We start from the raw sequence: 24,750 nt of genomic DNA, 5'->3' as shown, positions 1-24,750 counted from the left end.
CTGGAAACAAATGCGAAGGCTGCGACTAGCGGGCAGGGGCGTCGTTGTTGCGTTTGCGATGATGCGGCATGATCGCCTGCATTTCTTTGGCCAGCAACAGTGCCGCATCCAGATGCTTGCTTTCGACATTGGCAGGCTGGTTCACCTGCCGCATCTTGTCGAACTGACGATAGGGCAGGACATCGCCCTAATGCTCGATCTCCAATCGACCGTCGGGATATTCACAGACCGTCACCCGCTTGCGCGCCAGATTCAGGCGGACATCGCTCGGCTCCAGGATGAACATCGCCTTGTTGTAATGCAGTGTCAGCGCCGCCGTCACCGTCCGCTGTTCACGCCAGACCATGATCGAGCGCAGATCGTCGTGCGGCGCGAGGGGGCGGTGCAGATTGCGGGCATCGAAGGGGGGCGGGCGAACCTCGCATTGTGCCTGGCCATATAACTGGCGAGGAAGGCGTTGGCCTCCGCGATGGAACAGATACCTTCCAGCCGCAGCGCCTTGACCAGCCGGTCCTGCAAGGTGCCGTTGGCGCGCTCGACCCGGCCCTTGGCCTGCGGCGAGTTGGCGCAGATGATCTCGATGTTGAGCGCATCCAATGCCCGCCCGAAATGGGTCATGCCATCGCCACGCGCCGCGCTGGCACGGGAGTTGCGGAAGACGCTGTGCTGATCGGAGTAGAAGGCCACCGGCTTGCCATGCCGCTCGATATACTCGCGTGTCGTGTCCATATAGGCGAAGGTGCTCTCGCCCTCGACCATCTTGAGGTGCATCAGTTCGCTGGTCGCATCGTCGATATAGACGAGCATGGTGCATTGCGGACCACGGTCCTCGAACCACCAATGCTTCGACCCGTCGATCTGGATCAGCTCGCCCCGGCAATCCCGCCGATAGCGCGGCTGATAAGGGCGAGGGCGGCGGGCCACGCGATCCCGCCAGATGCCAGCCTCGATCATCAACTTGCGCAGTGTCTCTCGGGAAACACGGATATCGTGCCGCTCGGCCAGATACTCGGCGGCCAGCGTCAGACCAAAGTCGTGATAATGCTCCCGGACAAGCGCGACGATCCGGAGCCGGATCGCATCGTCCATGCGCCGGTTACTGGGCCGACCACGGCGGCGCGAGATGAGGCCGGAAGAACCATCGCCCATGAACCGGATCAGCAGACGATGCGCGTGGCGTCGTGTGATACCCATGATCCGGGTAGCTTCCGTGACCGTTAGTCGGCCAGAAGCCACCTGAACCAGTGTCTCAACTCGTGAAAGCTCGCCATGGCTAATGCCAATCACCGTCATAAGCGCACCTCCTGAATCAGGAGGTGACCATGCCACCGATGACCCACGCACCGACGTCGAGAGTGACATCTCTATCTAGCGGAGGGGTGTCATTTCTATTTAGCGCTTACATGCACTCCGTTCGATAATAATGGTTATGTTAAATTTGGCCAATTCTGGGGCGGTCAGAACGCCAGTTCTGCCTGTCTCGGAACGGCCCTTGGCTGTTCTTGTCGGCCGCGAATCAAGCCGCGCGCGCACCCTGCCAAAACATAGACGGCTTGGCGCTGCGCACCGCGATTGTGATGATCGACACAATAGCCCTGATAGTGCCGCTTGAGCAAGCCAGCGCGTACGAGTTCGGATACCGCCCGGCTCACATTCGTTTTACCCGACGCCCGCACTTGCTCACGGATGGCGTCGTCCACGATCACCGTGGCCTGATCGGCTTCTGCCGGCAATGCGCCTGATATTTCCAGATCGCTGCGTATCCGCTCTTCCAGGGCAACACGGCGGGGGTCACGCTGGCCCATTGGGGTCAGCGCATCGCAAAGCCAGTCACGCAACGGAATGAGGCCGCCGCCTTTGGCTACCAACGGCCCGGCGCTGCCGTCGGAACGGGAAACCTGTGCTATCAGGTTGAGCACCATGAAGGCGTAGCGCGGCCGAGACGAGGACCGCGCAAGCATCTCCAGCAAGGACGGCATATCCAGCTGCGGGCGGCCGTCGCCGATGATCGGAGCGTGCAACATAACAGGATTGAATCAAGCACATATAGGGGGTGAAGTGAATCCCCTTTGCCGTAGATTTTATCATTTTGTCGGCTGTGACACTTTGCCCGACGGTAAAGTGTCACGCGCGCCCTTTTATTATGCCACCGGAAACTCCCACCAAAGACGGCCTGTGTATTTCCTGCCGGGAGTCGCGCGTCGGATGCAGCCGGTCTTGTTTTTCAATGGCTTTGCCGAACGGTGACTGGACGAATCCGCCATCGAAATGCGAGTCGTTCGCACTATGGGTAGTCTCGAAGATGCCGGTCGCCTCGGTGACATCACTGCGTTTGAAGCTGAATGCCGGCAGGCGACGACACTCGAACAACTCAAATCCTTGCTCGATGCGATTGTGCACCAGTTCGGATTCCGCTGGTTCGCATTGGTTCACAATGTTGACCTGAAACGGACCACCCGCAAAGCGCTGCTGATAACCACCTATCCAGTGCGCTGGGTTGAGGAGGTAATAGACGCGCGCCTCCATCTTGAGGATCCGGTCCATGCCGCCTGCGCAAAGACCGTCTCCGGGCTCACCTGGGATCAGATCGGGGACTACATCGCGCCCAATGCTCGCCAGCGTTCGATCCTTGAACGGGGTCGCGCACATGGACTGGCATCCGGGTTCACCATGCCGATCAGGATGCGCGACGAGCCCGACGCGATGTTCACCATAGCGCGTCAAAGCGATGACAAGATTTCGAGCCCGGACCTTCTCTCTGCCCGATTGATTGGCACGGTCGCGTTCGACCAGGCTCGAACCCTTCTCGGTCCCGATGAACTGGCACACGTGCCGATAGCGCTCAGCCCACGCCAGATCGACTGCATTGATCTGGTGGCACAGGGCAAAAGCGACTGGGAAATCGGACAGATTCTTGGTCTGAGCCGCGACACTGTGCATGAATATGTCGAAGGCGCGCGCCGTCGTTATGGCGTCCGCCGTCGGACCCAACTCGTGCTTCGCGCTGTCCGCGACGGACATCTCAATATTGAGGCTCTCGTGTAGCAAGTAGATCGGCGGCTTATGATCACCCTTGCCGAAGTGCAGGCATTCTGCACTGTGGCCCGCGCCGCTTCGAGCTCTCACGCCCTCCTGCAGGCTGTCGAAGAAATCACGGCGGCGATGGGTTTTAGCTATTTCGCGCTCGTGCATCACATCGACCTGCTGAACCCGGGGAGCACAGCCGTCCGCCTTATCAACTATCCAAGAAATTGGGTTGATATGTTCGAGGAGGGCCGACTGTACGCTGCTGACCCGATCCATCGTGCAAGCCATACGACGACCATAGGTTTCGCCTGGTCGAAGGTGGAAGCTATGATCTCACTCCACCCGCGGGACCACGCGGTATTGGCAGCGGCTCGCTCCGCGGGCCTTGGAGATGGATTCACGATCCCTGCGCACGTCCCCGGCGAGGTGAATGGTTCCTGTTCTTTTGCCATGCGCAATGGGGAGGAACTCGATGAAGAGCAACTGCCGCTCGTCCAGCTTGTCGGCAGCTTCGCGTTCGAAGCCGCCCGCAAGATAGCACGCGCCACGATCGACCCCATCGCGGCCGCGCCACAACTCACCGATCGTCAAATCGAATGCGTCGCGCTGGTCGCACGGGGTAAGACCGATTGGGAAATCGCTAAAATTCTCGGAGTCGGCGTCGAAACCGTAACACAGCATCTCAAGGATGCACGCGATCGCTACGGAGTAACCAAACGCACGATGCTCGCCATTCGCGCGCTCTTCGACGGCGCCATTAGCTTCACCGATATCCTGCGCTGACGATCCCTCCCCAGTTCTGGGGATAACGCAGATCATGACAAGCTGATCGAATGATCGCCTCACATATGGAGGTGATCATGGTTGTTACAGGAAATGGCATCGAACAGGCGCTGAGTGGCCGTGTATTCAGATCGATGTTTGAAGAGCGCAAGCGCGTGTTCGTCGATCTACTTGGCTGGGACATCCCCGTTCTGGCCCGTCGCTACGAAATAGATCAGTTCGATGATGATGAAGCTGTCTATATCGTCATCACCGATGAAACCGGCGAGCATGCCGGCTCCGCTCGTCTGCTCCAGACTGACCGGCCGCACATCCTTGATACCATCTTCCCCAATCTGTGCGATGGCGTACCGCCCACCGGCCCGACAGTTCGCGAAATAACCCGCTTCTGCCTCGCGCGCCGACTGAAGGCTCGCGAGCGGCTCGCCACGCGCAATCGCCTCGTCTCTGCCTTGGTCGAATACGCCCTCAGCAATGGCATCATGACCTATACCGGCGTGGCCGCATGGGCATGGTTCCAACAGATCCTCGCGTTCGGATGGGAATGTCTTCCGCTTGGATTGCCGGACAACAACGATCCCCGCGGCCTCTCGGCCATGCGGATCAATATTGCCCCGGATACCCCGCACCTGCTGCGTCAATCCGGCATCTTCGCGCAGATTCATCTGATGGATCTTGATCGCACCGCGGCATGAAATCCGGGAGACATCGCATGGCTACCAGACTGCTGCCTGCATCTGAGATCGAGGCCCACGGGTCAATTTACGAAACACTGATGCGCGAGGGCTTGTGCGTGCTTCAAGACATCATGCCCCCCACTATTGTCCAGCTGCTGGCGAGAGATCTGGCTCCGCACTTCGAGGCAACGCCATTTTGCGAAGGTGGGTTCTACGGCAGCCGCACCAAGAGATTCGGCGGTCTGCTCAAACGATCGAACCATGCGCCGGCGTTCATCCAGCATCCTCAGATCATGGCGATCGCGCAAGCCGTGCTCGGGCCTTGGTGCGACACCATTCAGCTCAATCTCGCTCAAGCTCTCGAACTGCATCCCGGCGCGCTGCCGCAATTTCCCCACCGCGATCAGGATATGTGGCGGGGCCAAACTGGCGAGGTCGAATATCTCCTCAACGTGATGTGGCCGTTCACCGGATCAACAAGCCGGAGGCCTCCTCTCCTCTCTTCAGTGAGCGTGTGTCTGGATCACGGTGCGAGGAACAGCGTTGCGGGCAAGCCGATCGCGAAGCGCGTCGTTCCAGTCGTCATGCTCGGATGGGAGCCACTCCTCGACCCTTCGCCCGTTGGCGCTGAGATGTTCCCCTGCCCTCTTCAGGCAGATCTTGGCCGCCTTGTTGCGCTGACCGAAAACTATGACGCGCTTCACATGGGACGGTATGCCGACATGGGCGTAGCGCTCGGCACCAAGCACGGCCCAAACCGGCAACTGGAACCAGTCGATGGCGGACAGGGCATCTTCGATCCCTTCGGCGATACCCAGAACGTCATCCGGCTCACCAAACCGCACGCTGCCCGAACCGAGCAGGCCCAGCGCCAGCTTGGGCTTGCGGAAGGGGCGCCGCAAAATGTCGGTGGGATCAAGAAAAGTCCGGTGGACCGCGACCAGACCCAGCTCATTTCTCACTGCGGCGATCATTGCCGGAAGGCTGCGCCGATCCGTCCCCTTCCCTATGATCGTTTGCGGATTGAAGCGAAGGTCAGGCGTCGGCGTGTAAAGACCCCGAGCATGAAGATAGGCTTCAGCCGGTGTGCCTGCGATGGGGATGCTGTGCTGCCATAATGACCTGGCCAAACCGCTCAGATCGCGTGACGGCGCGCGCGGTTCGACCTGGACCGGCTCCCGATCGTGCAAACCCTGACGATCCAGTGCCTTGAGGATATCGGTCGATGTGCATCCCGCAAAGCATTTGAACAGGATCGCCTTGGTGCCGAGGCGGACCGAAAGACTAGGCGAATGATCGTCATGCGCGGGGCAGCGGCACTCGCCGCGCGATCCAGACCAGCGTCCGCCCAGGCTCTCGACGATCTGCTTGGCGCGAACCGCTGCGTCGATGGTGGCTGGCATAAGCGAAACTCCTATCGAAAATTTAGGTTCGCTCCGCGCATGCCCCCTCCCCTCTTGCCCGATCGGCGCTGCCTCCTACGACCTATGCCGCCTTTGCCGCGAGCACACCGAACTCTTCGACGATCCGGTCGGTCGTGTAGTGGGTGGTGCCATCGCGCTCGTAGGAGGTGTCACGGAGCCGTCCGGCAATCCGCACGAGATCGCCAACCTGCGCCTTCTCATCGATATATTTCCGCTGGCCCTCGCTGAAAATCACGACGCGGTTCCAGTAGCTATCCTCGATCCACTGGTCGTCTTCTGCGCGGCGGCGATAGTTCGCGCATATCGAGATGTTCGTGACCTTGGACTTGGCGTCGATCTCACCGATCCGTCCGATAATTTCGAATTTGGCAAAATTGATCATACGACCTCTTCACTGCGTCTGCCCGGCGGCGACGAGCGGTGGTTCAGCTGCTGTCGGGTCGCCGAGGATCTCGTCGCTGGGCGCATCTGCCAAGGATCGAGACCGGGATGCTATCTTGGAACACCGGTCTGACGGTATCCCCCCAGTTAGGGGGAAATGGGTTATGCCGTCCGACCTGAAGGATCAGCGAATCGGGTGCTTGGTCTTTTAGAATCATTTTAAAACAACGCCGCTGCTCGCAGCGGAAGGATTCATGATTCTAAGTGATTCAGATTCAGTGCCGAAAAGGTATGCAATTTCAGTGGTTTGTCGCGTTTATCCTGACCGCACGGGGGACTTTGCCTGACCCGGCGGGGGCATCAACCTGACCGGTCGGGGGCAGATAGCTGACCTATTGGGGCTATCCTGACCGATTGGGGGCAATGGCCTTTGGCGCCCCCACGCTTTGGAATGGTGTCATTCTGCCCCGTTTATCGAGCGTGAGCGAGCCGAAAACGGGCAGAACGTGAATCGCATTGCGACTCGGCAGTATCTAAGGACTTTTGCGGAAATGCTACACGGTTCTAACCTGACCGTATGGGGGCGACAGAAAGTGTTTCAGCCTGCCCTGACTTGACGAGCGAGGACAGGTCAGGCAGCAATTAGGTGAATCTGACCAATATGCGTTCGGCCTATATGACATGGAACATGCGGACAATTTAAGCGCCGATGCAGCGCAAGAGGCCCAAGCCGATTCGGCGCCTGGCCGCGCTATGCGTGTCGCAGCGGCTCTGCAGGCGAAGGGAGGCGAAGAATTCGCCAAACCCGGCAGCATCGTTGAGATCAAATTCGTCAAAGGCCAGTCGCTCAGCCTGACGGCGTCGCGATTGCTCGCGTTGATGATCCTGACCGCAGGCGGCGATGCCTGGCAAGATCGGCCGCATCGCATGCGCAAGGCTGATATTCGTCGCGGTCATAAGGGTAATGAACGTATCTCCGACATGTTGGAGGAACTTCACCGGACCTTGTTTGCGATCGACGACCGGTCCTGGCGCGGCAAGAAAGCGACGCTGCGCTTTTCCCTGATCTCGTCGTCTCGCGAAGAGGCGGAAGATACCGACGGCGCGGATGCGGGTTGGATCGAATGGGAGTTTACGCCTGATGCGCGCAAGCTCATCCAGGAATCCGAGAGCTATGCTGTCCTGAATAGACAGGCGGTGCTGGGCTTCCGATCGAGCTATGCGCTCAAGCTCTATGAGATTGGATCGCTGCGGCTCCATCGTCGCCAGTCGACCTGGAAGGGCGACATGGCAGCGCTGCGCGCAGCGCTTGGCATATCGCCGGACGTTTATAAGGATTTCGCGCAACTCCGTCGCAAGGTGCTCGAGAAGGCGAAGGCCGAAATTGATCAGCTGGCTCACTTCCGCGTCGAGTGGAAGGAGATACGGCAAGGCCGAACGGTAACAGAAATAGAGTTCCGCTTCGAGCCAAAGGATGCGCCCGCGCAGATCGCAACCGTCGATGAGATTGAGAGGCATGCGACTGGACGAAAGGCGCGGCGCGAGGGCGCAGTGGAGACGGTCGCCGAGATGGTGGAGGTCGGATCATTCGTGAAAGCGGCGATCAGCGGGCTGATCGCACCTGAGAAGAGCTCTGAGATCGTCTTCCCCCAAGGAACGATCCGGTTCAATACAGAGACCCTGGCTGCGGTTGCCCGATCACATGGGGGCGGTTGGGATATCGATCTCATAGCTGACGCCTATCGCCAGCAGATGGGCGACCGTCTGGCAAAGCTCAAGGGCGCCAAATTACTCAGCTCGTGGACCGGATTTTGCGAGAGTTTCGTTGCTCGAAGGGGGCGGCCATAGAGGGAATTGCACCGGTGGAATTTTTACGCGCCCCCACCGAGTCAGGATAGGTCGCTTTTGAGGGCCGTTGATCGCCCCCAACGTCCCCGTCCGCCTCTGCCGCGAGGTGTCACTTTCGAAATAACGCTTATGTTTGACGAAAAAGCGCAAGTAGCGCTATTATACCCCTGGTTTCAAAAAGGGGCGCCCTGTGGCAGCATCACTAGACATCGACGACACTCACGATCTTCTGTCGGTGGCGACGCTTGCCCAGCGAACATCATCGGTGCTGGAGCGCCTACGCGATTCTGCGCGCAGCGCCCGAGCGGATGATCGTCGGGAGCCGACCTTTCCGATTGGCAAGGCCGCCGATTTGGTCGGGCGAACGCCAGCTGCAATCCGCGACGCAGAAAAAGATGGCCGTCTTCCGCCTCCCCCGCGAACCGAGAATAATCGTAGAGTGGGTTACACGCTTGCCCAACTCAATGATATGCGCGGCCTGTTTGGCACGCGACCCTGGAGGGCGCCCGAAGATCCCTGTTGTGTCGTGGCTGTCCAGAATTTCAAGGGAGGCGTAGGCAAATCAACCTTGTCGGTCCATCTTGCCCAATATCTCGCGATCCAGGGCTACCGCGTTGCCCTTATCGACTGCGACAGCCAAGCCTCCGCGACGACGCTGTTCGGCTATGTTCCGGATCTCGATCTGACTGAGGACGACACGCTTTATCCATTTCTTCGCCAAGAGGAGATGACGTCACTGGACTATGCGTTGCGCAAGACGCACTTTGATGGCCTCGAACTCATTCCTGCCAATTTGCGGTTGTTCCAGTCGGAATATGAGATCGCGGCCCGAATGGCACGAGGGCAGGGGGGGCTTATCGATCGTCTTTCCCAAGGCATTGCCAGCATTGCCGACCGGTTCGATGTCATCGTCCTCGATCCGCCGCCGGCCCTTGGTGCCATATCCTTGTCGGTTTTGCGCGCAGCGAATGCTCTCGTCGTGCCGGTGCCTCCCACCGTCATGGACTTTTCTTCGACCGCGGCGTTTCTGGCGATGCTTGATGAGACGATCGAGACGCTGGCCGAACGCGGCTTTGCGCCAACTCTAAAATTCCTGCGTTTTGTTGCCTCGAAGGTCGATGAGAACAAGTCGATGCAGAAGGAACTGCTCAATCTGATGCGGACGTTGTTCGGTCACGCGATGGTGCGCACGCCGCTCAAGGATTCTGCTGAGATCGACAATGCGACGGCTCGTCTTATGACGGTTTATGAACTCGACGGCCCCGTGACGAGCAGTGCGGTGCGCAATCGCTGTCTCACTTATCTCGATGGCGTCAACGCTGAACTGGAGTTGGATATTCGCGCCATGTGGCCCAGCCATTTAGGCCGTTTGCGCAAGGAAGGTCTGGCATGAGATGGAAAAATTGCACCGGTGCAATTCCGGGTAAAGGGGCGGCATTATGAGCAGAAAGAATGCGAGTTTCGCGGCTGACTTGGCGGCAGGGATAAATCTGCCCGAAGATGGCGCGCCCGCCCCGCGTCGCCCCGGCCTTGGTTCTAATGTACTGACCGGAAGAGAGAACCGCTTGGCCGAACTGGCAGCGGGATCGGTCGTCAGTCGCACGCATGAATTGGTGGATCCCGCTCGATGCCGAATGTGGGCGGGACACAACCGAGAATATGCGCTCCTTAACGAGGAACGATGCGCCGATCTCATCGAGAGTATAAAGGCGCAGGGACGCCAGGAAATGCCGGCAATTGTGCGGCGTGTGCGTGGCGAACCCGACCATGATTTTGAGGTGATCTGCGGCGCGCGGCGTCATTGGTCGATCAGCTGGTTGCGCGGCCACAATTACCCCGATTTCCGCTTCCTGATCGACATTCGCGAATTGTCGGACGAGGAAGCATTTCGCGTAGCGGACATCGAAAACAGAGCCCGCGAAGACCTGAGTGATCTGGAGCGCGCCCGTGATTATCTCCGCGCGCTCGAAGCCTATTACGAGGGCAGGCAAAAGATCATGGCGGAGCGGATCAACGTCACGGAAAGCTGGTTGAGCCGCTATCTTGATCTCGCGCGTCTCCCGGTGGAATTGATGGTCGCCTTTCCAAATCCTCAGGATTTGCGAATCAAGCACGTCACAACGATCAAGCCGTTGCTGAAGCCGGAGGATCGTCGCCAACGCGTATTTGCCGAAGCGGCCGCGCTCAGTGCTCGATCGGGAGGGGAGGGCGCTCCCATGGCTGTGCCGGAGATCGTCCGTGCATTGGCGCTGGCGGCCGATCCCCCCAAAAGGTCAGGATCCCCCAAGAAGTCAGGAATGGCGCAGATTGTATCGAGCGAGACCGGGAAAGCTGTGCTTCGCATCGAGGGCACCGATCGCAAGGGAATTCGCCTGACACTTCTCAATAGGGGTGGGGCCTCTCGGGAGGATGCCGAGAAGGCCATTCGCGAGGTGCTTGACGCGCACTGGGCCTGAAGTGGGTCGACGCAAGAACGGGAGGCGTGACATCGAGCGGTCACGCCTCGCTACAACTCAATCAGTGGTGGTGAGCCGAGACATCGATACCGAGGCCAGCTAGCATCGAATCGAGTTCGGCCATTTCACGATCAAACTCTGCGAGCGCGGGTACAAAATCTGGGAGCGCCTGGGGCGGGGCAGGGGGTCGCTCTACCGGACGGATACCAAACCCGAAGGCGATAGCCAGATCGCGCGTCATATAGGTCCGCCAGGCCTGACGACCGCTCACCTCCACTAGAAGGTCCAGATCTGCCGCGCGAGAAAGCAGCTTGCCGGCACCAGAGATCGTCACGTCTAATCGCCGGGCGAGCATCCGAGGACTGACGACGGGGACAAACTGAACAAGGCTGAGCAACTCCAGGAGCTTGCCAGGACGGTGCGCGCCATGGAGGGCTGCGGCGGCGCGTAAGCGGTCTTCCTCGATCGCCTGGAGCCTCACCAGCCCCTCTTCCGCCCGATCGGTGAGCAACCGGAGGTTACGCAGGACGATGGCCTGCGTGTCGCGCGGCGAGAGGCGAAGCGCCTTGTCGCCAATGGTCAGGCACGGCAGCGCGGCCTGGGTGATCTTCATCGATCGCAGGAGCCCGGGGACGGCAAGCCACGGCGTGATCGTGCTGTCTGCGCGGGAGCGCCGGGCCGTAATCTCAAGCGCGCGGAGGAGGGCTGGCCGCTGGCTCCAATCTTCTGGGACGTCCGTTGAGATCGCGAGCTCGTCTCGCCAATAACGGGATTCGCGCTGGGCCAATTGCCGCTGCCAAATCGGAAGCGCATCATGATCGTCCAGATTGGTCGGCATCGGCCGGCGACCGGGCAGATTGACGGCGCATTCCCGTCCGAAAATATCAATCTCGTCAATATCGGCGCCCTGCACCCGCAGCGCCGTGGTATAGCCGGTCCAGGTAGCGCGTCGCTGCCACGGCGCTGCGGCAGGACTGGCAGAAACACGGGCATCGAGGCGGCCTATCGCCGCTGCCGCCCGTTCCAGACGGGCGACGAGCCTAGAGGTCCAGATTGGCTCTGAGAGGTCTGGGATGGCAACAGGCATGGCATAAGAATATCCTCAAAGTAGCCATAGCGTCTACCATGCTGTCGCTCTTCAAAGGTTGACCTATGATAATTGCAGTTATCACGTGTCCATATTTGACCTTTCATAATTAGTGAGCTACATATCACGCTGATGGATCACCCCGCGCATCTTGATGACAAAGCCCTGATTGCGGGGGAAACGGCGCCAGCGCCCATGACGTCCGTCGACGATCTCTCCTGGGCCGTGGTGAAGATGCGCGCGGTCGAACGCATCGTCGTCAACGAGCCGCTGATCGCCGCGTACCAGGCGGCGTCTTCGCCGCACAGCGTCCGTGCGCTCAAGTCCGACTTGGAGGCGTTCGACCTCTGGTGCCGGCTTCACGACCGCACATCGCTGCCGGCATCCCCGGAAACTGTGGCGGACTATCTCGATGCGCGCGCGGAGAAGGGGAGCAAGCCAGCGTCGCTCGGCCGCTACAAGGCGTCAATCGCCAAGATTCACCTGCTGCTCGACCTCAAGGATCCGACGCCGGCCTCGCTGGTGAAGCTGCGCCTGCAGGCGATCCGTCGCCGTCTTGGCACGTCGCAGAAACAGGCGCGGCCATTGCGGTTCAAAGGGCTAGTGCGCAATGTCGAGCGCGACGAGCCCCGCGGCCTGAATGTGAGGGCGCTGCTCGAAAGCTGTTCGGAGGATCTGCCGGGCCTGCGCGATCGGGCGCTGCTCTCGGCTGGCTACGATACCGGCCTTCGTGCCTCGGAGCTGGTCGCGATCGAGGTCGAGCACATTATCGAGGCGATCGATCCCGATGCGCGGCTGCTTAGCATCCCGCGCAGCAAGGGTGATCAGGAGGGGGAGGGGGCCACCGCGTTTCTGAGCCCTCGCACCGTTCGGGCGATTGCCGCATGGATCGAGGCGGCCGATATTGCCGCTGGGCCGGTGTTCCGGCGGGTAAATGTGCGGCGCTACAAGGCGAAGGCGGCGGCGAAGGGGCGACGCATTGAGAGCATTTCCGGACGCGAGGCCTGGGACCTCCGCAAGACCCTCTCGAAGCCTGCGGTGCCGGCGCGGGTCGAGTATGACGTGGGGGAGGGGGCACTCCACCCTGCGTCCGTCGGCTCGATCTACCGATCGATGATCCAGCGGGCGTTTGAACGCGGCGCTCTTGCCGATCTCACGGCCGATGATCTGGCTCGGTTGCTCAAGGGAATCAGCGCGCATTCGACGCGGGTGGGCCTCAACCAGGACCTGTTCACAAGCGGCGAGGATTTAGCCGGCATCATGGATGCACTGCGCTGGAAAAGTCCCCGCATGCCGCTCGCCTACAACCGTAATTTGGCAGCCGAAGCCGGTGCCGTCGGTCGCCTCATGGGAAGGTTGGAATGACGTCACCAGGTATCGATAGCTGCTCGTTGGTCCCTCTCTACGTCGAGGCATTTTTCGGAGATCAGATCCTTGGGGGGAGCAACCGCGTTCTTATGGCTACGGTTCGACCGTCGGCTCTCGCTCGTGACGAACTGGCACGTCGTCTCCGGCCGCAACAACGAAACCAATCAACCCACGCACAAGCAGGGCGGGATCCCCGATCATCTTCGCATCTACGTCCCCCTCAGTGACCGCAGAGCGCCGCCCCTCATTGTGAAAGTGCCGACATCGACGCCGATTGCGGGCCTCTCTGGGTCGAGCATCCGGAGCATGGGCGCGCGGTCGACATCGCGTCGTTGAAAATTGAGCTGCCCCCGCCAGATGAAGCGACATTAACGCCTATGAACGCGATCCCAACGGTCACGCTCAAACAACGCATTGGGATTCCAGTGTTCATCCTGGGCTTCCCTTTCGGACGGCTTGGAGTCGGCATGCCGGTCTGGAAGCAGGGCGCGCTCGCAAGCGAGCCGTTCCTCGCGCCGCTCCTGGATCACCGATTGCTGATCGTTGATACCGCCTCGCGGCCGGGCATGTCCGGGTCTCCCGTCATCCAGAGGGTTCACGGGCAAGTCGAACTGGCAGGAGGATACGGTCGGAACGCGAGCGGTGACGGCGCGTGCAACTTCATCGGAATCTATTCGGGCCGCTTTCACACCAACGATGGGTCGGACGCCCAACTCGGGCGTGTGTGGCCTGCAATCTTGGTGGAAGAAGGCGCGGACCGAGCGTGGCCTATGAACGTCCATCTTCTCTATCGCACTGACATCCCTTCGGTTATCTTCGATCGTCTTCCGCTCCCATCCACATTCGATCGGACTGCGTTCGTTCTGCCCACGCGTTTGTCAGACGACGGCGAGACTGGCGGATTGCTTGGCTTCAGATTCGACTTACCTAAATTTGATCGGGGCAAGGGGAGTCTGCCAATTGCCCAGGTCATTTTTCCCCGAAGATATGTGGTCGATCGACGTATTATCGTGATTGCCGCATGCGTCCGCGCCGCTACCGACATATAGGAAGCTTTTATGGTTCTATGCGAATGGGCTAGAACTGTATAAACGGCCTAGAATGGATCCACGCCGTAACCCCTTCGCGCCTGGTGCAGGCAGCCGACCGCCCGAGCTTGCCGGCCGGGAAGACGTCCTCGAGACGGTCGCCGTCGCGCTCGATCGCATTCGAAACGGCCGTCATGCGCAAAGTATGATCCTGCTTGGTCTGCGGGGGGTGGGGAAAACCGTTCTGCTCAATGCGATGCGCAGGGCAGCAGAAGGCGAGGGTATCTTGAGTGTGCCGATCGAGGCTCCCGAGGGCCAGTCATTGCCCGCTATGTTAGTCCCGGCGCTTCGGACTGCCATGCTGAAGCTCGATCGCGGCCAGGCTGCGATGACGCTGGCGAAACGCGGCCTGGGAGCGCTTGCGCGGTTCGTGAAAGCGTTCAAGTTGAGCTATGGCGAGCTTGAGGCTTCGCTCGATCTTGGAGAAATAGGGGTGGCCGATAATGGCGACCTCGAAGCCGACCTGATCGATCTCATTGACTTGGCCGGAGCCGCAGCGGCTGAGCGTGGGACAGCGCTGGTGCTGTTCATCGACGAGCTGCAATATGTGCCAGAACGCGAGCTGGCGGCCCTGATCACGGCGCTCCACCGCGCTCGGCAAAACGATCGTCCGATCACGCTGGTGGCCGCCGGGCTCCCGCAGCTGGCCGGACAGATGGGCAAGGCCAAATCCTACGCCGAACGGTTGTTTCTGTTCACCAGCATCGGCCCGCTCGGCAGCGAGGCGGCGAGTGCAGCCATTGTCCATCCGATCGAGGCCGAGGATTGTGCGATCGAGGCTGATGCTGTCACACAGATTATCGCGGTGACCGAGGGCTATCCCTATTTCCTGCAGGAATGGGGTAAGCAATGCTGGGATGCGGCAGACGCCTGTCCGATTACGGCGGCCGACGTCGAACTCGCGCATCCGACAGCGATCGCCGCGCTCGACGACAGTTTCTTCCGCGTCCGCTTTGACCGGCTAACGCCCTCGGAAAAGCGCTATCTGCGCGGCATGGCGGATCTGGGGGAGGGGCCCTTTGCCTCGACTGTCATCGCCGACCATATCGGTCGGAAGCCTTCCAGCTTCGGGCCGGTCCGCGCATCGCTGATCGCAAAGGGCATGATCTTCACGCCGGGCTATGGGGAGACGGCATTCACCGTGCCGATGTTCGGCGCGTTCATGCGTAGGGCTATGCCGGTCAGCGATATGAGGGCGGGGCAGGATTAATCATGAAGCTCATCCACACCGCCGACTGGCAGCTCGGTAAACCCTATGGGCGTTTCGAGCCCGACGTGCGCGCCGCACCGTCCGAGACCCGCTTCGACGCGATCGATGCCATCGGCACGACCGCGAGTTTGCACGGCGCCGATCACGTGCTGGTCGCCGGCGACGTGTTCGATACCGAAGGCCCCGAAGACCGCACGATCATGCAGGCGATCTCGCGGATGGAGCGGCATCCGGGCCGCTGGTGGCTCCTTCCCGGCAACCATGATTTCGCGCGAAATGGCGGTCTCTGGGATCGGGTGCGTCTGCGCGCGGGCGAAAGCATCACGATCCTGTCGGAGCCGCAGCCGCACGAGATCGAGGAAGGTGTCTGGCTGTTGCCGGCGCCGCTGATGCATCGACACCATCTCGAGGACCCGACCGAATTGTTCGACGCCATGGAGACGTCCGGCGCGCGCCTGCGCATCGGTGTCGCCCATGGTTCGATCCGCGATTTCGGCTCGCAGGGAGAAACTAAAAACCAGATCGCCCCCGACCGGCGCGGCGATTGTCTCTCGACTATTTAGCGCTAGGAGACTGGTATGGCGCTTTGAAAGTTGATGCGCGTAGCTGGTACGCAGGCACGCCGGAAACCGATCGTTTCCAGCGCGACGAGCCTGGGCACGCCCTCCTGGTTGATGTGGATGAAGGGCGAGAACCGATCGTCACGCCGGTCCGCACCGGCCGATTCCAATGGATCAACGCAGCTGGACTGTGAACGATCAGGCTGGCTTCGTAATATCCCACGCGCATGATGGCGAGGTGACCCCCAAGAATATGCCGACCGCGTCGGGGCTCACCGCCAAACCGTCTATGGATGGCTTCGCCGCGGCCGGATCAAGGGACGACTGGCCAAGGTCGGTTCCCAACGCATCTGGCTCGTCAACGCCGCAAATACCTCAACAGGAATCTGAACTGCAGGGTCATCATGAACACACGATCGAAAATGCCTTCTCGAAGTTGAAGGCCATCCTCCGGAAGGCCGCTGCACGAACCATCCCCGAACTCTGGGATCCCATCCGCGACGCTCTGCCGCGCTTTCCACCGCAAGAGTGCGCCAATTACTTCACCGCCACCGGATATGAACCAGATTGATCCGGTTCTGCTCTAGGTGTATTTGTTGCCCCATCTTATATCATTTTTGTAAGCGCCGGATAGCGTCGTGACGGTGACGTCGATGACCCCGTTAATCCCTATCAGTTCCTCGTTCTTGATCCGTTTAATCGCGCCGAGGTCTGCGCCATGCATGATGCCTTTGATCGGCGCAGGCCCTGTCGTCACGAAAATCTGCGGCAGCCAGGGCCGCCCTCTCAGGCTGGCCACGACATCGACCAGGCAATTTGCCCTTGGCTCTATCTCCACCAGTGCAAAGACCTGGATGCCCAGCGCCTGCGGATCCATCACGGTGATGAAACGCATAAGGCCCCGGCTCTCCAGACTGCGGACGCGGTAGCGAATGGTGCTGGCGTTGATCTGATATTTGCGGGCGATCATATTGATCGACTGCCGGGCGTTGCCGAGCAATTCGGTAATGATCTGACAATCAAGTTCGTCGACCTGCCCGGCAAAGACCTCTGCTACCTCGCGCATCGTCGCCGCGAAATCGGCCTTGGGTTCCGGCGAAGAGTCGAACAATACATAGTGCGCCTGGAAGGAGGGGATATCGAGGACGGTCGAAACCGTGAAGCGATATATCCCTGCGATCGTGCAGATGCGTTTTGTCATGAGGGCATGCAGTGCATCGAGCGTGCCGAAGCGGATCATCAGCAGCAGATCGTGGTGGCCATCGACCAAAGTGCTGATCAGCATGACTTCGGCAATGGCTCCGATATCCGCTGCGACGGACTGAAGGGCGCGGCCTCTGATCTCGACCGACACGAAGCAGATCTGCTCTCCTGCAGCCGCGAGATCGAGCACTGCGAGAACATGGGACACCCCGCGGCGATCAAGGGCGCGCATGCGTCCCGTGACCTGTGCCGCCGGCGCGCCCAACGTTTCAGCGACAGCGCGGGCGCTAGCCAGGGGGTCGGCGGTAAGCGCGTTCAGGATAGCGCGATCCAGGTCCGTCAACACGAGATTTTGCACGCTTTTGCCGACCATTTTCTCTCCTTTGAAGGCTATCCGATAGCGCGTTGTAGGCCGCGTGCAAACAAAGCGCTCATTAGATACAACGAGCAACATATAGCAGCACATATTGCTACTTTCATATTATATTGGCCAGTTTTCTACCAAAAAGACAATTCATAAGTTGACGAAACTGATGGGTGAGGCTAATGAACAATGAAGACGGACTAATCCGTCGGAATGAGGATGGTCGGCCTAACATGGGTCGCATGGGCATAATGGAAAACAGTGTCATGAACCTGGACACGCGTCGCCTGATTGATGCTCTAGCAAAATCCCTCGATCGCATGGCGAGTCGTTTTGATATTCCGCTTTCGGATATGGATCATATGGCGGCCGCGACGATCACAGGCGAACTGCTTCGCCGCGAGGACCCGGTTAAGATTGCCCATTTCTACGCGACCGGCCACGTGCTGGCTCAGCGCCTTGCGGAAGTGGTCGATGCCGACGCGGACGAAGCGGGGCAACTGCGATGCTTGCCTTCCAGCGGGAAAGATTATGCTGCGGCCCAGGCTGGTCTAGTCGCGCTAAAAAAGAGCCTGTCCTCGCTCGTGGCCCGGTCTGGTTATCCGGCGGACCCGACCGGTGCGCTCCAGCCTGTCATCGCAGAACTTTGCGTATGGGAATGCGACCTGCTCAAGCTTCCGTCTCCGGCAGAAGCCCCGGCAAGCGGTGGCAGCGATTTCCGGCGGAGGCTGGAAGAGTCCGCCCAGGCGCAGGGCGGGGCTTTTGAGAATGCCGAGATCGTCGCATTCACCCCGCTCATCGGAGGCTTTTCAAACGAGACCACTCTGTTCACCCTCGCCGGCGCCAGCGGCGAGCGGTGGGACCTGGTCTCGCGCCTCAGCACTGGCTTGCCCCTCGGCATCGAGGGGCGCGATATCGACGGTGAATATTTCCTCCTGCGCTATCTGCATCGGCATGGCGCCGCCGTAGCCGAGCCACTCTGGCTTGAACGCGACGTTGAAAAATATGGCGCGCAGTTCCTCGTCACCCGCAAGCTGGAGGGCAGCAATTTCGGCACGGTCGTTTCGGCGGAGCGGCTCAGCCCGGCGCGGCTTCGCGCCTTGGCGATTCAGCTGGCCAGCATCCATTCCCTTCCGCTCGACGCAGCCGATGCCGATCTGCAGCAAAGCCTGATAGATGCCGATCTCGTCGGAGTTTCGACCCGCGATGCGGTGAGCGCTTATCTGGACCGCTGGATCAAGCTGTGGCGCTCCACCGGCCTCGCTTCGCCGACGGTCGAGGCGACCTTGCACTGGCTGCGCGCCAATCTGCCGCAAAATGATGAGCCACCCGTCCTCGTCCATGGCGATTATGCGCTGCACAATATCATGATGCAGGGTGACCAGATCAGCGGCGTGCTTGATTGGGAGCTTTCGCATCTGGGCGATCGTGCCGAAGATCTCATGGGGCTTCTCGCGTCGCTTTCAAGCGAGGAAGAAGCAGAGATATTCATGCGCCATTATATTGACGCCGGCGGGAAAGCGCCGACGCAATTCCAGCTCGAATACTGCAACGTCTTCCGATTTTTCATCATGTACACCGTCATGCAGGAGTCAGAATTTCGCTTCTACTCACTGCCTGGCGTCCATCCCGAATTGCTGGTGCTGGGTTCCTTCGTCCAGACCCCGGCCGCGCGCATGGCGCAGGCGATCGAAAAGGCGGAAGCCGCCCAGCTTCGGGCATAGCAGCATGACGGGCCGTCGCGCCTTCGGAAATAGTCTTGAAATAGGAAAAGATTTAGGATGGCACTGACGCAATGGGATGATTATTTCATCCACCAGACCGGCGACACACTCGATACCGTCGCCATCAAGAGCGAGAGCTTCATGGACCGCACCTGGTTCGGATGCCATGGGCAAGACGGTCGCACTTATATCGCCGCCGGCCTCGGCACCTATCCCAATGTCAGCGGCCGTGGTGTGATCGACGGCTCCTTCTGCGTGATCCGCGACGGGATGCAGTATAATTTCCGCGCGTCGAGGCATATCTCGCACGAGGGTGATGCCACGGATCGCAACAACAGCCATGTCGGCCCGCTCAAGATCGAGACGATCGAGCCGATGAAGCGGCACCGCTTTTCGCTGGGCGACAATCCCCACGGCATCACCGGCTCCATCGATGTCAGCGCCAGGGCGCAGCCATTTCTCTACAATAAGCTCGACGTACCCAGCAATCCAATGACCCATTTCACCCAGATGGCCTATTTCGACGGGGCGATCACGATCGAGGGCGAAACCATCGCTCTGGACAATTATGTCGGCGTGCGCGATCGCACCTGGGGCGTGCGCGGGAAGGGGCTGATGCGCCATGTCGAAGCCTATTTCTGGATCATGGGGCATTTCGACGATTGCAGCCTGAACTTCACCTTCTTCCACGTGCCGGTAGAGGGCAATAACTACCTGCTGGAAGACGGCGCGGTCATGCATGACGATGGCCGCGTGACACGGCTGGTCAAGGCGAGACATAATTTCCATTTCGACGAGGATACCACCGCGCTTGGCAGCACGCGCCTGTGGAGCCGCGCGGAATGGGAGTTCACCGACGAGCATGGCAAGATCTGGAGGCTGGAGGCCAAGGGCATCCAGCAGCCCTTCTACAATGCCGGCCAGGGTTATGACGACCGCCATGGCCTCGACCGCGGCCCGCTGCTGATCGAGGGCGAAACCTGGGACTTCAACAAAAATTCTACCCTGGCGTCGCTTCGCGCTGACCGCAGCGGCGACGATGATCGATGGCATTTCGACATTCAGGACCGCCTGGTGGAATTGACGTTGAATGGCGCACAGGGCGTGGGTCTGGTCAACAATGTCTGCGGCCCGCGTGAAGGATGGGTTTATAATCCGACACTGCAGGATTGATGATCACAGGAAGACAATATTTCGAAAATACTGTACTCCTGCTAGAATCCTAACCGTTGAACAAAGATCATGATGAAAAATATAGATCACCGCGCGATTAAGTCTGTTGTTTATGGCAATAATTGTTGATTCTAATGTAAAATAACATGGGCGAAAGCCTATATTATAAAACATTGATTAAAATTCATCTAAAATTATTTGTTCTTAAAACCGTTCTATTGACAGGCAGCGCCTGCGCAAAGAAGTCGATGATTGAAAACACGGATGACCGCGGCTGCGGCGTGATCGAGCACAGCATGCTCCCGCCCCGGCCGCGGTGGCGCATGCAGGTCGAAGGGAGAGAGACATGTCCACGGATACGCAGCAGCAAGTTTTCTGGGAACAGCAGAACCGATCGTTCAGCAAACCCACGCCCGCCTGCGACCTGCTGCACCCGGAGGCGCGCGAGGGCCAGACCGACCCGGCGCTCACGGAGACGCAATATTTCGGATTCAGCGTCCCCGAGGAGCATATTCACGGCCTGACATATCTCTGGCACCACCCGAACCTCGGCGTCGTCAGCGGTGGCGTCTTTGCATGGCGCGGCGTCAAGCGTGGACCCCTGGAGGCGGAGCTGTTCGACATGGTAACCTTCGCCTCCGACGACTGCCTGGCCGGAGACCTTTACGACTACAAGCTGCCCAACGGCTATCATGTCACGACGCAGGAGCCGATGCGCAGGCACCGGCTGCGCTACGCGGACCCCGGTCGGGGGAACGCGCTCGACATCTCCTTCGAGGCGGTGATGCCGGCAATGGTGCTCGCTAACGGCCACCACCTCGAGCAAGCGATGCGCACCACGGGCGAGCTAACGCTGGGAGGCGAGACCTACCCCGTCGAGGGGTTCAACGTCCGCGACCGCACCTGGTCAGAGCTGCGGCGAGACACGTTGCAGCCGGGGGGCATGCCGCCGATCGACTGGATGACGGGCGCCTTTGGCGACGACTTCAGCTTCGGCTGCACTGCGCAGGACAACCTGGACTCCGACCCGGACTGGAAGGGCGTTATCGAGGCGTCGCCCGGCGATCCGCTCAAGCTCGGCTGGGTGTGGCGCGACGGCGAGCTGACCCCGCTGGTCTCCTCACGCAAGCGCAGCCGGCGTACGGCGGGCACCCTCTTCCCCGAATTCGTCGAGATGGAGCTGACGGACGCCTGCGGGCGGACCTACGAGATGAAGGGCACGATCCTTGCGGCCTGTCCCTGGTACCCGTGGCCCACCCTTGAGGCGGTCATCTGCTCGGTGCGCTGGGAGTGCGAGGGCCGCACGGCCTATGGCGAACTGCAGCGCGGACTGCGCCCAGATTACATCCGCGCCTTCCGGGGCCGGGTGTGAATACCGTGATGATCCGAGGTCAACATCAGCGGATCATTCAAGTGTTTAGTCCCGGCATTTGATGGTGTAATATTCAGCCAACAATGCAAGGACGCACTATGGGACAGATTTTGCACGGGAGCGCACGCACGACAGCGGCAGTCCGTCGAGCAATACAACATAGTCAAGAGAGCCTGATCGTCCTGTCCAAGCGTTACGGGATCAACCCCAAGACGGTGGCTAAGTGGAAGCGACGCACGTCGGTCAGCGATCTTCCTGCTGGTCCTAAGGATGCGCATTCAACAGTGCTGAGCATCGAGCACGAGGCGATCATCGTCGCTTTCCGCAAGCACACGCTGCTTCCGCTGGACGACTGCCTCTACGCCTTGCAGGCCACACGATCCCGCACCTGACACGCTCGTCTGTCAACGGCGGTCGGATTCCAGGCCAGCGTGGCGGAGTAAAAGCAGGCCAGTGATGGTGTAACGCTACGATATGAAGAGGGCCCCGATCGGGGCCCTCTTCATATCTTCGGCATTTTTGTGATCAGGTAATCTCGTCGGTGTCCGGGTCGATGCTCTCGGTGGCCTGGTTTTGCTCCGCCCTGCCGGCGGAGCGGCGGCGGTGGGCGGATTGCTTGAGACGGTAGCTGTCGCCGTTCATCGTCAGGATGCTGACGTGATGGGTGAGCCGGTCGAGCAGCGCACCGGTGAGCCGCTCCGACCCCAGCACCTGCGTCCAGTCTTCGAATGGCAGGTTGGAAGTGACAATGGTGGAGCCGCGCTCGTACCGCTGGCAGAATACCTCGAACAGCAGCTCCGCCCCCGTCTGCGACAGCAGCACGTAGCCAAGTTCGTCGACGATGAGCAGCTTTACCGCCGCGAGGTCGCGCTGGAGCTTGAGCAGGCGGCGTTCGTCACGCGCTTCCATGAGCTGGTTGACCAGCGACGCAGCGGTAGTGAACGTAACCGTCAGCCCTTTCTGGCAGGCAGCCAGGCCGAGCGCGAGCGCGACATGGGTCTTGCCGGTTCCGCTGTTGCCGAGTGCGATGACGTTCTCGCGGCGCAGGGCGTACTCGCAGCGAGCAAGCTCCAGAACGAGCATCTTGTTGAGACCCGGAATAGCGGCGAAGTCGAACGTGTCGAAGCTCTTCACCGCCGGGAACCGCGCCGCCCGGATGCGCCGCTCGATCGTCCGGCGCTCGCGGTCGATCAGCCGCAGCAGATAACGGGGATGGTCGATGCCGTCGCGGGCGCACTCGCGTGCTACCTTGTCATACTCGCGCAGCACCGTCGGCAGCTTGAGCTGCTTGAGGTGATGGGCGACAGGACCTGCGGCGCAGTGCTCATGGTGCCCGTTGGCATCGTGTCGTCGGCGGTCCTGCTCATGCCGCCAGCACCGCATAATCGGCGGCCAACGTCGTCTTCACGTCCATCTTCGGCAGATGGGGATAGGCGTCGAGATCGAGCCGGGCGGGACGCCGTTCGATCCGCGCCAATGCGATCAGCTTGACCGCATCGAAGCCGGGCGCGCCGATGTGGATCGCCTGGGTCACCGCGGCGGTGACGATATCCAGCGGCAGCGCCTCCAGCAGCCGCAGGACCTGGATAAACTCGCGCTTGCCGCGGTTCCCCATCCGAGCCTCCAGCAGGTGGTGTAGATGCTGGAACACCTCGGGCAGGTTCCAGCCCTGTAGCGCGGCGGCCTGATCCAGAGCATTGGGCTTGGTCTCGATCAGTGCGAGGTAATGGAGCGGATCGGCGACGAACGCACCCTCGCCATAGCAGCGTGGATGCCGGGCGACCTCCTTGCCGCCGCACAGGATCAAGACTTCGTCGACGAAGCCCTTCACCACGACGTCCTGGAAGCCGTAGGCCGTCGGCACCGAGTAGTCGTTCGTCCGGTAGCGCACGAGTGCCATCGACGAGACTCGCGCCGCCCGCTTCTCGCACGGCTCCAGCGGTACCGCCGACAACTCCCGTAGCGCGGCGCTATCGGCCACCAGCCGTTCGCCGATGGTCTCGCTATGTCGGCCAGCACGCTCGGCCTCGCGAGCCCGGCAGCGGCCGGCGAGCATTGCGTTCAACTCGTCAAAGCTCGCTGCGACCGGGATCGGCACCATGAAGTTGGCACGCGAGAACTTCACCAGTCCCTCGACCTTCCCCTTGTCGTTACCCTTGCCAGGCCGACCGAAGCGGTCGCGGAACAGATAATGGCTGCACAGCTCGGTAAAAGCTCGGGTGCGCTCGCGCTTCCCGTCGCCGCAGATCTTCGCCACCGCGATCGTCGTATTGTCGTACAGGATCGATAGCGGTACGCCGCCGAAGAAGGCGAACGCCGATACATGGCCATCAAGGAACGCCTCGGTCGTCTCGCGCGGATATGCCTTCACGAAGCAGGCGTCCGACTGCGGCAGATCCATGCACAGGAAGTGGATCTTCTGGCGCACACCGCCGATCACCCCGACCGCCTCGCCAAAATCGACCTGCGCATGGCCCGGCGGATGCGACAGCGGCACGAACGTCTCGCGGCCCCGCGCCCGGCAGATCCGGACATAATCCTTCACCACCGTGTAGCCGCCGGCGAAGCCGTGCTCGTCGCGCAGCCGCTCGAAGATCCGCTTGGCGGCGTGCCGCTGCTTTGCCGGCGCCGTCCGATCCGCTTCCAGAATGGCATCGATGACCGGCAGCAGCGGACCCAGCTTCGGCTTCTCCGCCGGCTTGGTCCGCGTGTAACCCGGCGGCAGCGAAAAACGGCACATCTTGGCGACCGTCTCGCGGTTCAGCCCGAACACCCGTGCCGCTTCGCGACGACTGTGACCCTCAACGAACACGAAGCGCCGAACGGCGGCATAGCTCTCCACGGCAAACATCCCTGGCCGACCCCAAAGGAATCAGCCTACCCACTGGCCGGATTTTACTCCGCCACGCTCAGCACAACGCCGGCGTTCCTGTGGCTGGTTTTGTCACCGCCCTGCACAACCCCGTGCGCCTGAAAAACATGCTTGGCGATATCCAACCCGATTA

The 24,750-nt window shown here is 60.5% G+C and carries 21 protein-coding genes and 3 pseudogenes; 16 read left to right on the top strand and 8 right to left on the bottom strand.

Annotation, left to right across the window (positions count from 1 at the left end; genetic code table 11):
- Positions 1-25 precede the first annotated feature (25 nt).
- Both WG907_RS17300 and WG907_RS17295 read right to left on the bottom strand, forming a co-directional pair.
- A pseudogene (locus WG907_RS17300) lies at positions 26-1,293 on the bottom strand (ISNCY family transposase).
- Positions 1,294-1,457: 164 nt separating this feature from the next.
- Positions 1,458-2,024 carry a hypothetical protein gene (locus WG907_RS17295; protein ID WP_340234766.1) on the bottom strand — a complete coding sequence of 189 codons (567 nt, stop codon included), beginning with the start codon at positions 2,022-2,024 and terminating at the stop codon, positions 1,458-1,460.
- 244 nt (positions 2,025-2,268) lie between these two features.
- Here WG907_RS17295 and WG907_RS17290 point away from each other — a divergent pair, with 244 nt between their 5' ends.
- From WG907_RS17290 to WG907_RS17280, 3 genes are all read left to right on the top strand, one after another.
- Positions 2,269-3,045: an autoinducer binding domain-containing protein gene (locus tag WG907_RS17290; protein ID WP_340234765.1), complete on the top strand. Its 777-nt coding sequence runs from the start codon at positions 2,269-2,271 to the stop codon at positions 3,043-3,045.
- 18 nt (positions 3,046-3,063) lie between these two features.
- Positions 3,064-3,810 carry a LuxR family transcriptional regulator gene (locus tag WG907_RS17285; protein WP_340234763.1) on the top strand — a complete coding sequence of 249 codons (747 nt, stop codon included), beginning with the start codon at positions 3,064-3,066 and terminating at the stop codon, positions 3,808-3,810.
- Positions 3,811-3,875: 65 nt separating this feature from the next.
- Positions 3,876-4,505 carry an acyl-homoserine-lactone synthase gene (locus tag WG907_RS17280; protein ID WP_340234761.1) on the top strand — a complete coding sequence of 210 codons (630 nt, stop codon included), beginning with the start codon at positions 3,876-3,878 and terminating at the stop codon, positions 4,503-4,505.
- A gap of 485 nt (positions 4,506-4,990) precedes the next feature.
- Here the strand turns inward: WG907_RS17280 and WG907_RS18280 are convergent, their stop codons facing one another.
- Both WG907_RS18280 and WG907_RS17270 read right to left on the bottom strand, forming a co-directional pair.
- Positions 4,991-5,890: a DUF7146 domain-containing protein gene (locus WG907_RS18280; protein WP_445326836.1), complete on the bottom strand. Its 900-nt coding sequence runs from the start codon at positions 5,888-5,890 to the stop codon at positions 4,991-4,993.
- 82 nt (positions 5,891-5,972) lie between these two features.
- Positions 5,973-6,293, bottom strand: a complete 321-nt coding sequence (locus WG907_RS17270) for a single-stranded DNA-binding protein (RefSeq protein ID WP_340234759.1) — start codon at positions 6,291-6,293, stop codon at positions 5,973-5,975.
- 752 nt (positions 6,294-7,045) lie between these two features.
- Here WG907_RS17270 and WG907_RS17265 point away from each other — a divergent pair.
- From WG907_RS17265 to WG907_RS17255, 3 genes are all read left to right on the top strand, one after another.
- Positions 7,046-8,140 (top strand): replication initiation protein, encoded by a 1,095-nt coding sequence (locus WG907_RS17265; protein WP_340234757.1) that lies wholly within the window; start codon positions 7,046-7,048, stop codon positions 8,138-8,140.
- 190 nt (positions 8,141-8,330) lie between these two features.
- The gene (locus WG907_RS17260; protein WP_340234755.1) at positions 8,331-9,533 is read left to right on the top strand and encodes an AAA family ATPase; all 1,203 of its coding nucleotides are present in this window, start codon (positions 8,331-8,333) and stop codon (positions 9,531-9,533) included.
- A 46-nt stretch (positions 9,534-9,579) separates the two neighbouring features.
- Positions 9,580-10,596, top strand: coding sequence for a ParB/RepB/Spo0J family partition protein (locus tag WG907_RS17255; RefSeq protein ID WP_340234753.1), 1,017 nt, complete (start codon positions 9,580-9,582; stop codon positions 10,594-10,596).
- Positions 10,597-10,657: 61 nt separating this feature from the next.
- Here WG907_RS17255 and WG907_RS17250 read toward each other — a convergent pair whose 3' ends face one another.
- A complete protein-coding gene (locus tag WG907_RS17250; protein WP_340234751.1) occupies positions 10,658-11,683 on the bottom strand; it encodes a hypothetical protein in 1,026 nt (341 codons plus the stop codon).
- A gap of 195 nt (positions 11,684-11,878) precedes the next feature.
- Here WG907_RS17250 and WG907_RS17245 point away from each other — a divergent pair, with 195 nt between their 5' ends.
- From WG907_RS17245 to WG907_RS17220, 6 genes and pseudogenes are all read left to right on the top strand, one after another.
- Complete coding sequence (locus WG907_RS17245; RefSeq protein WP_340234750.1) at positions 11,879-13,048, top strand: site-specific integrase; 1,170 nt, start codon at positions 11,879-11,881, stop codon at positions 13,046-13,048.
- 380 nt (positions 13,049-13,428) lie between these two features.
- Positions 13,429-14,100: a S1 family serine peptidase gene (locus WG907_RS17240; RefSeq protein ID WP_340234748.1), complete on the top strand. Its 672-nt coding sequence runs from the start codon at positions 13,429-13,431 to the stop codon at positions 14,098-14,100.
- Positions 14,101-14,152: 52 nt separating this feature from the next.
- Positions 14,153-15,349 carry an ATP-binding protein gene (locus tag WG907_RS17235; protein ID WP_340234746.1) on the top strand — a complete coding sequence of 399 codons (1,197 nt, stop codon included), beginning with the start codon at positions 14,153-14,155 and terminating at the stop codon, positions 15,347-15,349.
- A gap of 2 nt (positions 15,350-15,351) precedes the next feature.
- Positions 15,352-15,912, top strand: a complete 561-nt coding sequence (locus tag WG907_RS17230; RefSeq protein WP_340234744.1) for a metallophosphoesterase family protein — start codon at positions 15,352-15,354, stop codon at positions 15,910-15,912.
- On the top strand, positions 15,894-16,103 hold the full coding sequence (locus WG907_RS17225) for a hypothetical protein (protein WP_340234742.1): 210 nt from the start codon (positions 15,894-15,896) through the stop codon (positions 16,101-16,103). The genes WG907_RS17230 and WG907_RS17225 overlap by 19 nt, the downstream gene beginning before the upstream one ends.
- 221 nt (positions 16,104-16,324) lie before the next feature.
- A pseudogene (locus tag WG907_RS17220) lies at positions 16,325-16,480 on the top strand (IS630 family transposase); the annotation flags it as partial.
- 12 nt (positions 16,481-16,492) lie between these two features.
- Here WG907_RS17220 and WG907_RS17215 read toward each other — a convergent pair.
- Positions 16,493-17,485 (bottom strand): Lrp/AsnC family transcriptional regulator, encoded by a 993-nt coding sequence (locus WG907_RS17215; protein WP_340234741.1) that lies wholly within the window; start codon positions 17,483-17,485, stop codon positions 16,493-16,495.
- A gap of 257 nt (positions 17,486-17,742) precedes the next feature.
- Here WG907_RS17215 and WG907_RS17210 point away from each other — a divergent pair, with 257 nt between their 5' ends.
- From WG907_RS17210 to WG907_RS17195, 4 genes and pseudogenes are all read left to right on the top strand, one after another.
- Complete coding sequence (locus tag WG907_RS17210) at positions 17,743-19,200, top strand: phosphotransferase family protein (protein WP_340234739.1); 1,458 nt, start codon at positions 17,743-17,745, stop codon at positions 19,198-19,200.
- Positions 19,201-19,257: 57 nt separating this feature from the next.
- Positions 19,258-20,373 carry an Rv3169 family protein gene (locus tag WG907_RS17205; protein WP_340234738.1) on the top strand — a complete coding sequence of 372 codons (1,116 nt, stop codon included), beginning with the start codon at positions 19,258-19,260 and terminating at the stop codon, positions 20,371-20,373.
- Positions 20,374-20,719: 346 nt separating this feature from the next.
- Positions 20,720-21,745 carry a DUF7064 domain-containing protein gene (locus WG907_RS17200; protein WP_340234737.1) on the top strand — a complete coding sequence of 342 codons (1,026 nt, stop codon included), beginning with the start codon at positions 20,720-20,722 and terminating at the stop codon, positions 21,743-21,745.
- 98 nt (positions 21,746-21,843) lie between these two features.
- Positions 21,844-22,154: pseudogene (locus WG907_RS17195) on the top strand (IS481 family transposase); the annotation flags it as partial.
- 116 nt (positions 22,155-22,270) lie between these two features.
- Here the strand turns inward: WG907_RS17195 and istB are convergent.
- Positions 22,271-23,128, bottom strand: coding sequence for an IS21-like element helper ATPase IstB (gene istB / locus WG907_RS17190; protein ID WP_340234735.1), 858 nt, complete (start codon positions 23,126-23,128; stop codon positions 22,271-22,273).
- On the bottom strand, positions 23,109-24,596 hold the full coding sequence (istA, locus tag WG907_RS17185; protein ID WP_340234733.1) for an IS21 family transposase: 1,488 nt from the start codon (positions 24,594-24,596) through the stop codon (positions 23,109-23,111). The genes istB and istA overlap by 20 nt, the downstream gene beginning before the upstream one ends.
- Positions 24,597-24,750 lie beyond the last annotated feature (154 nt).

The sequence above is a fragment of the Sphingobium fluminis genome, from assembly GCF_037723805.1.
GTDB lineage: Bacteria > Pseudomonadota > Alphaproteobacteria > Sphingomonadales > Sphingomonadaceae > Sphingobium.
This window is presented reverse-complemented; position numbering and strand designations above follow the sequence as displayed.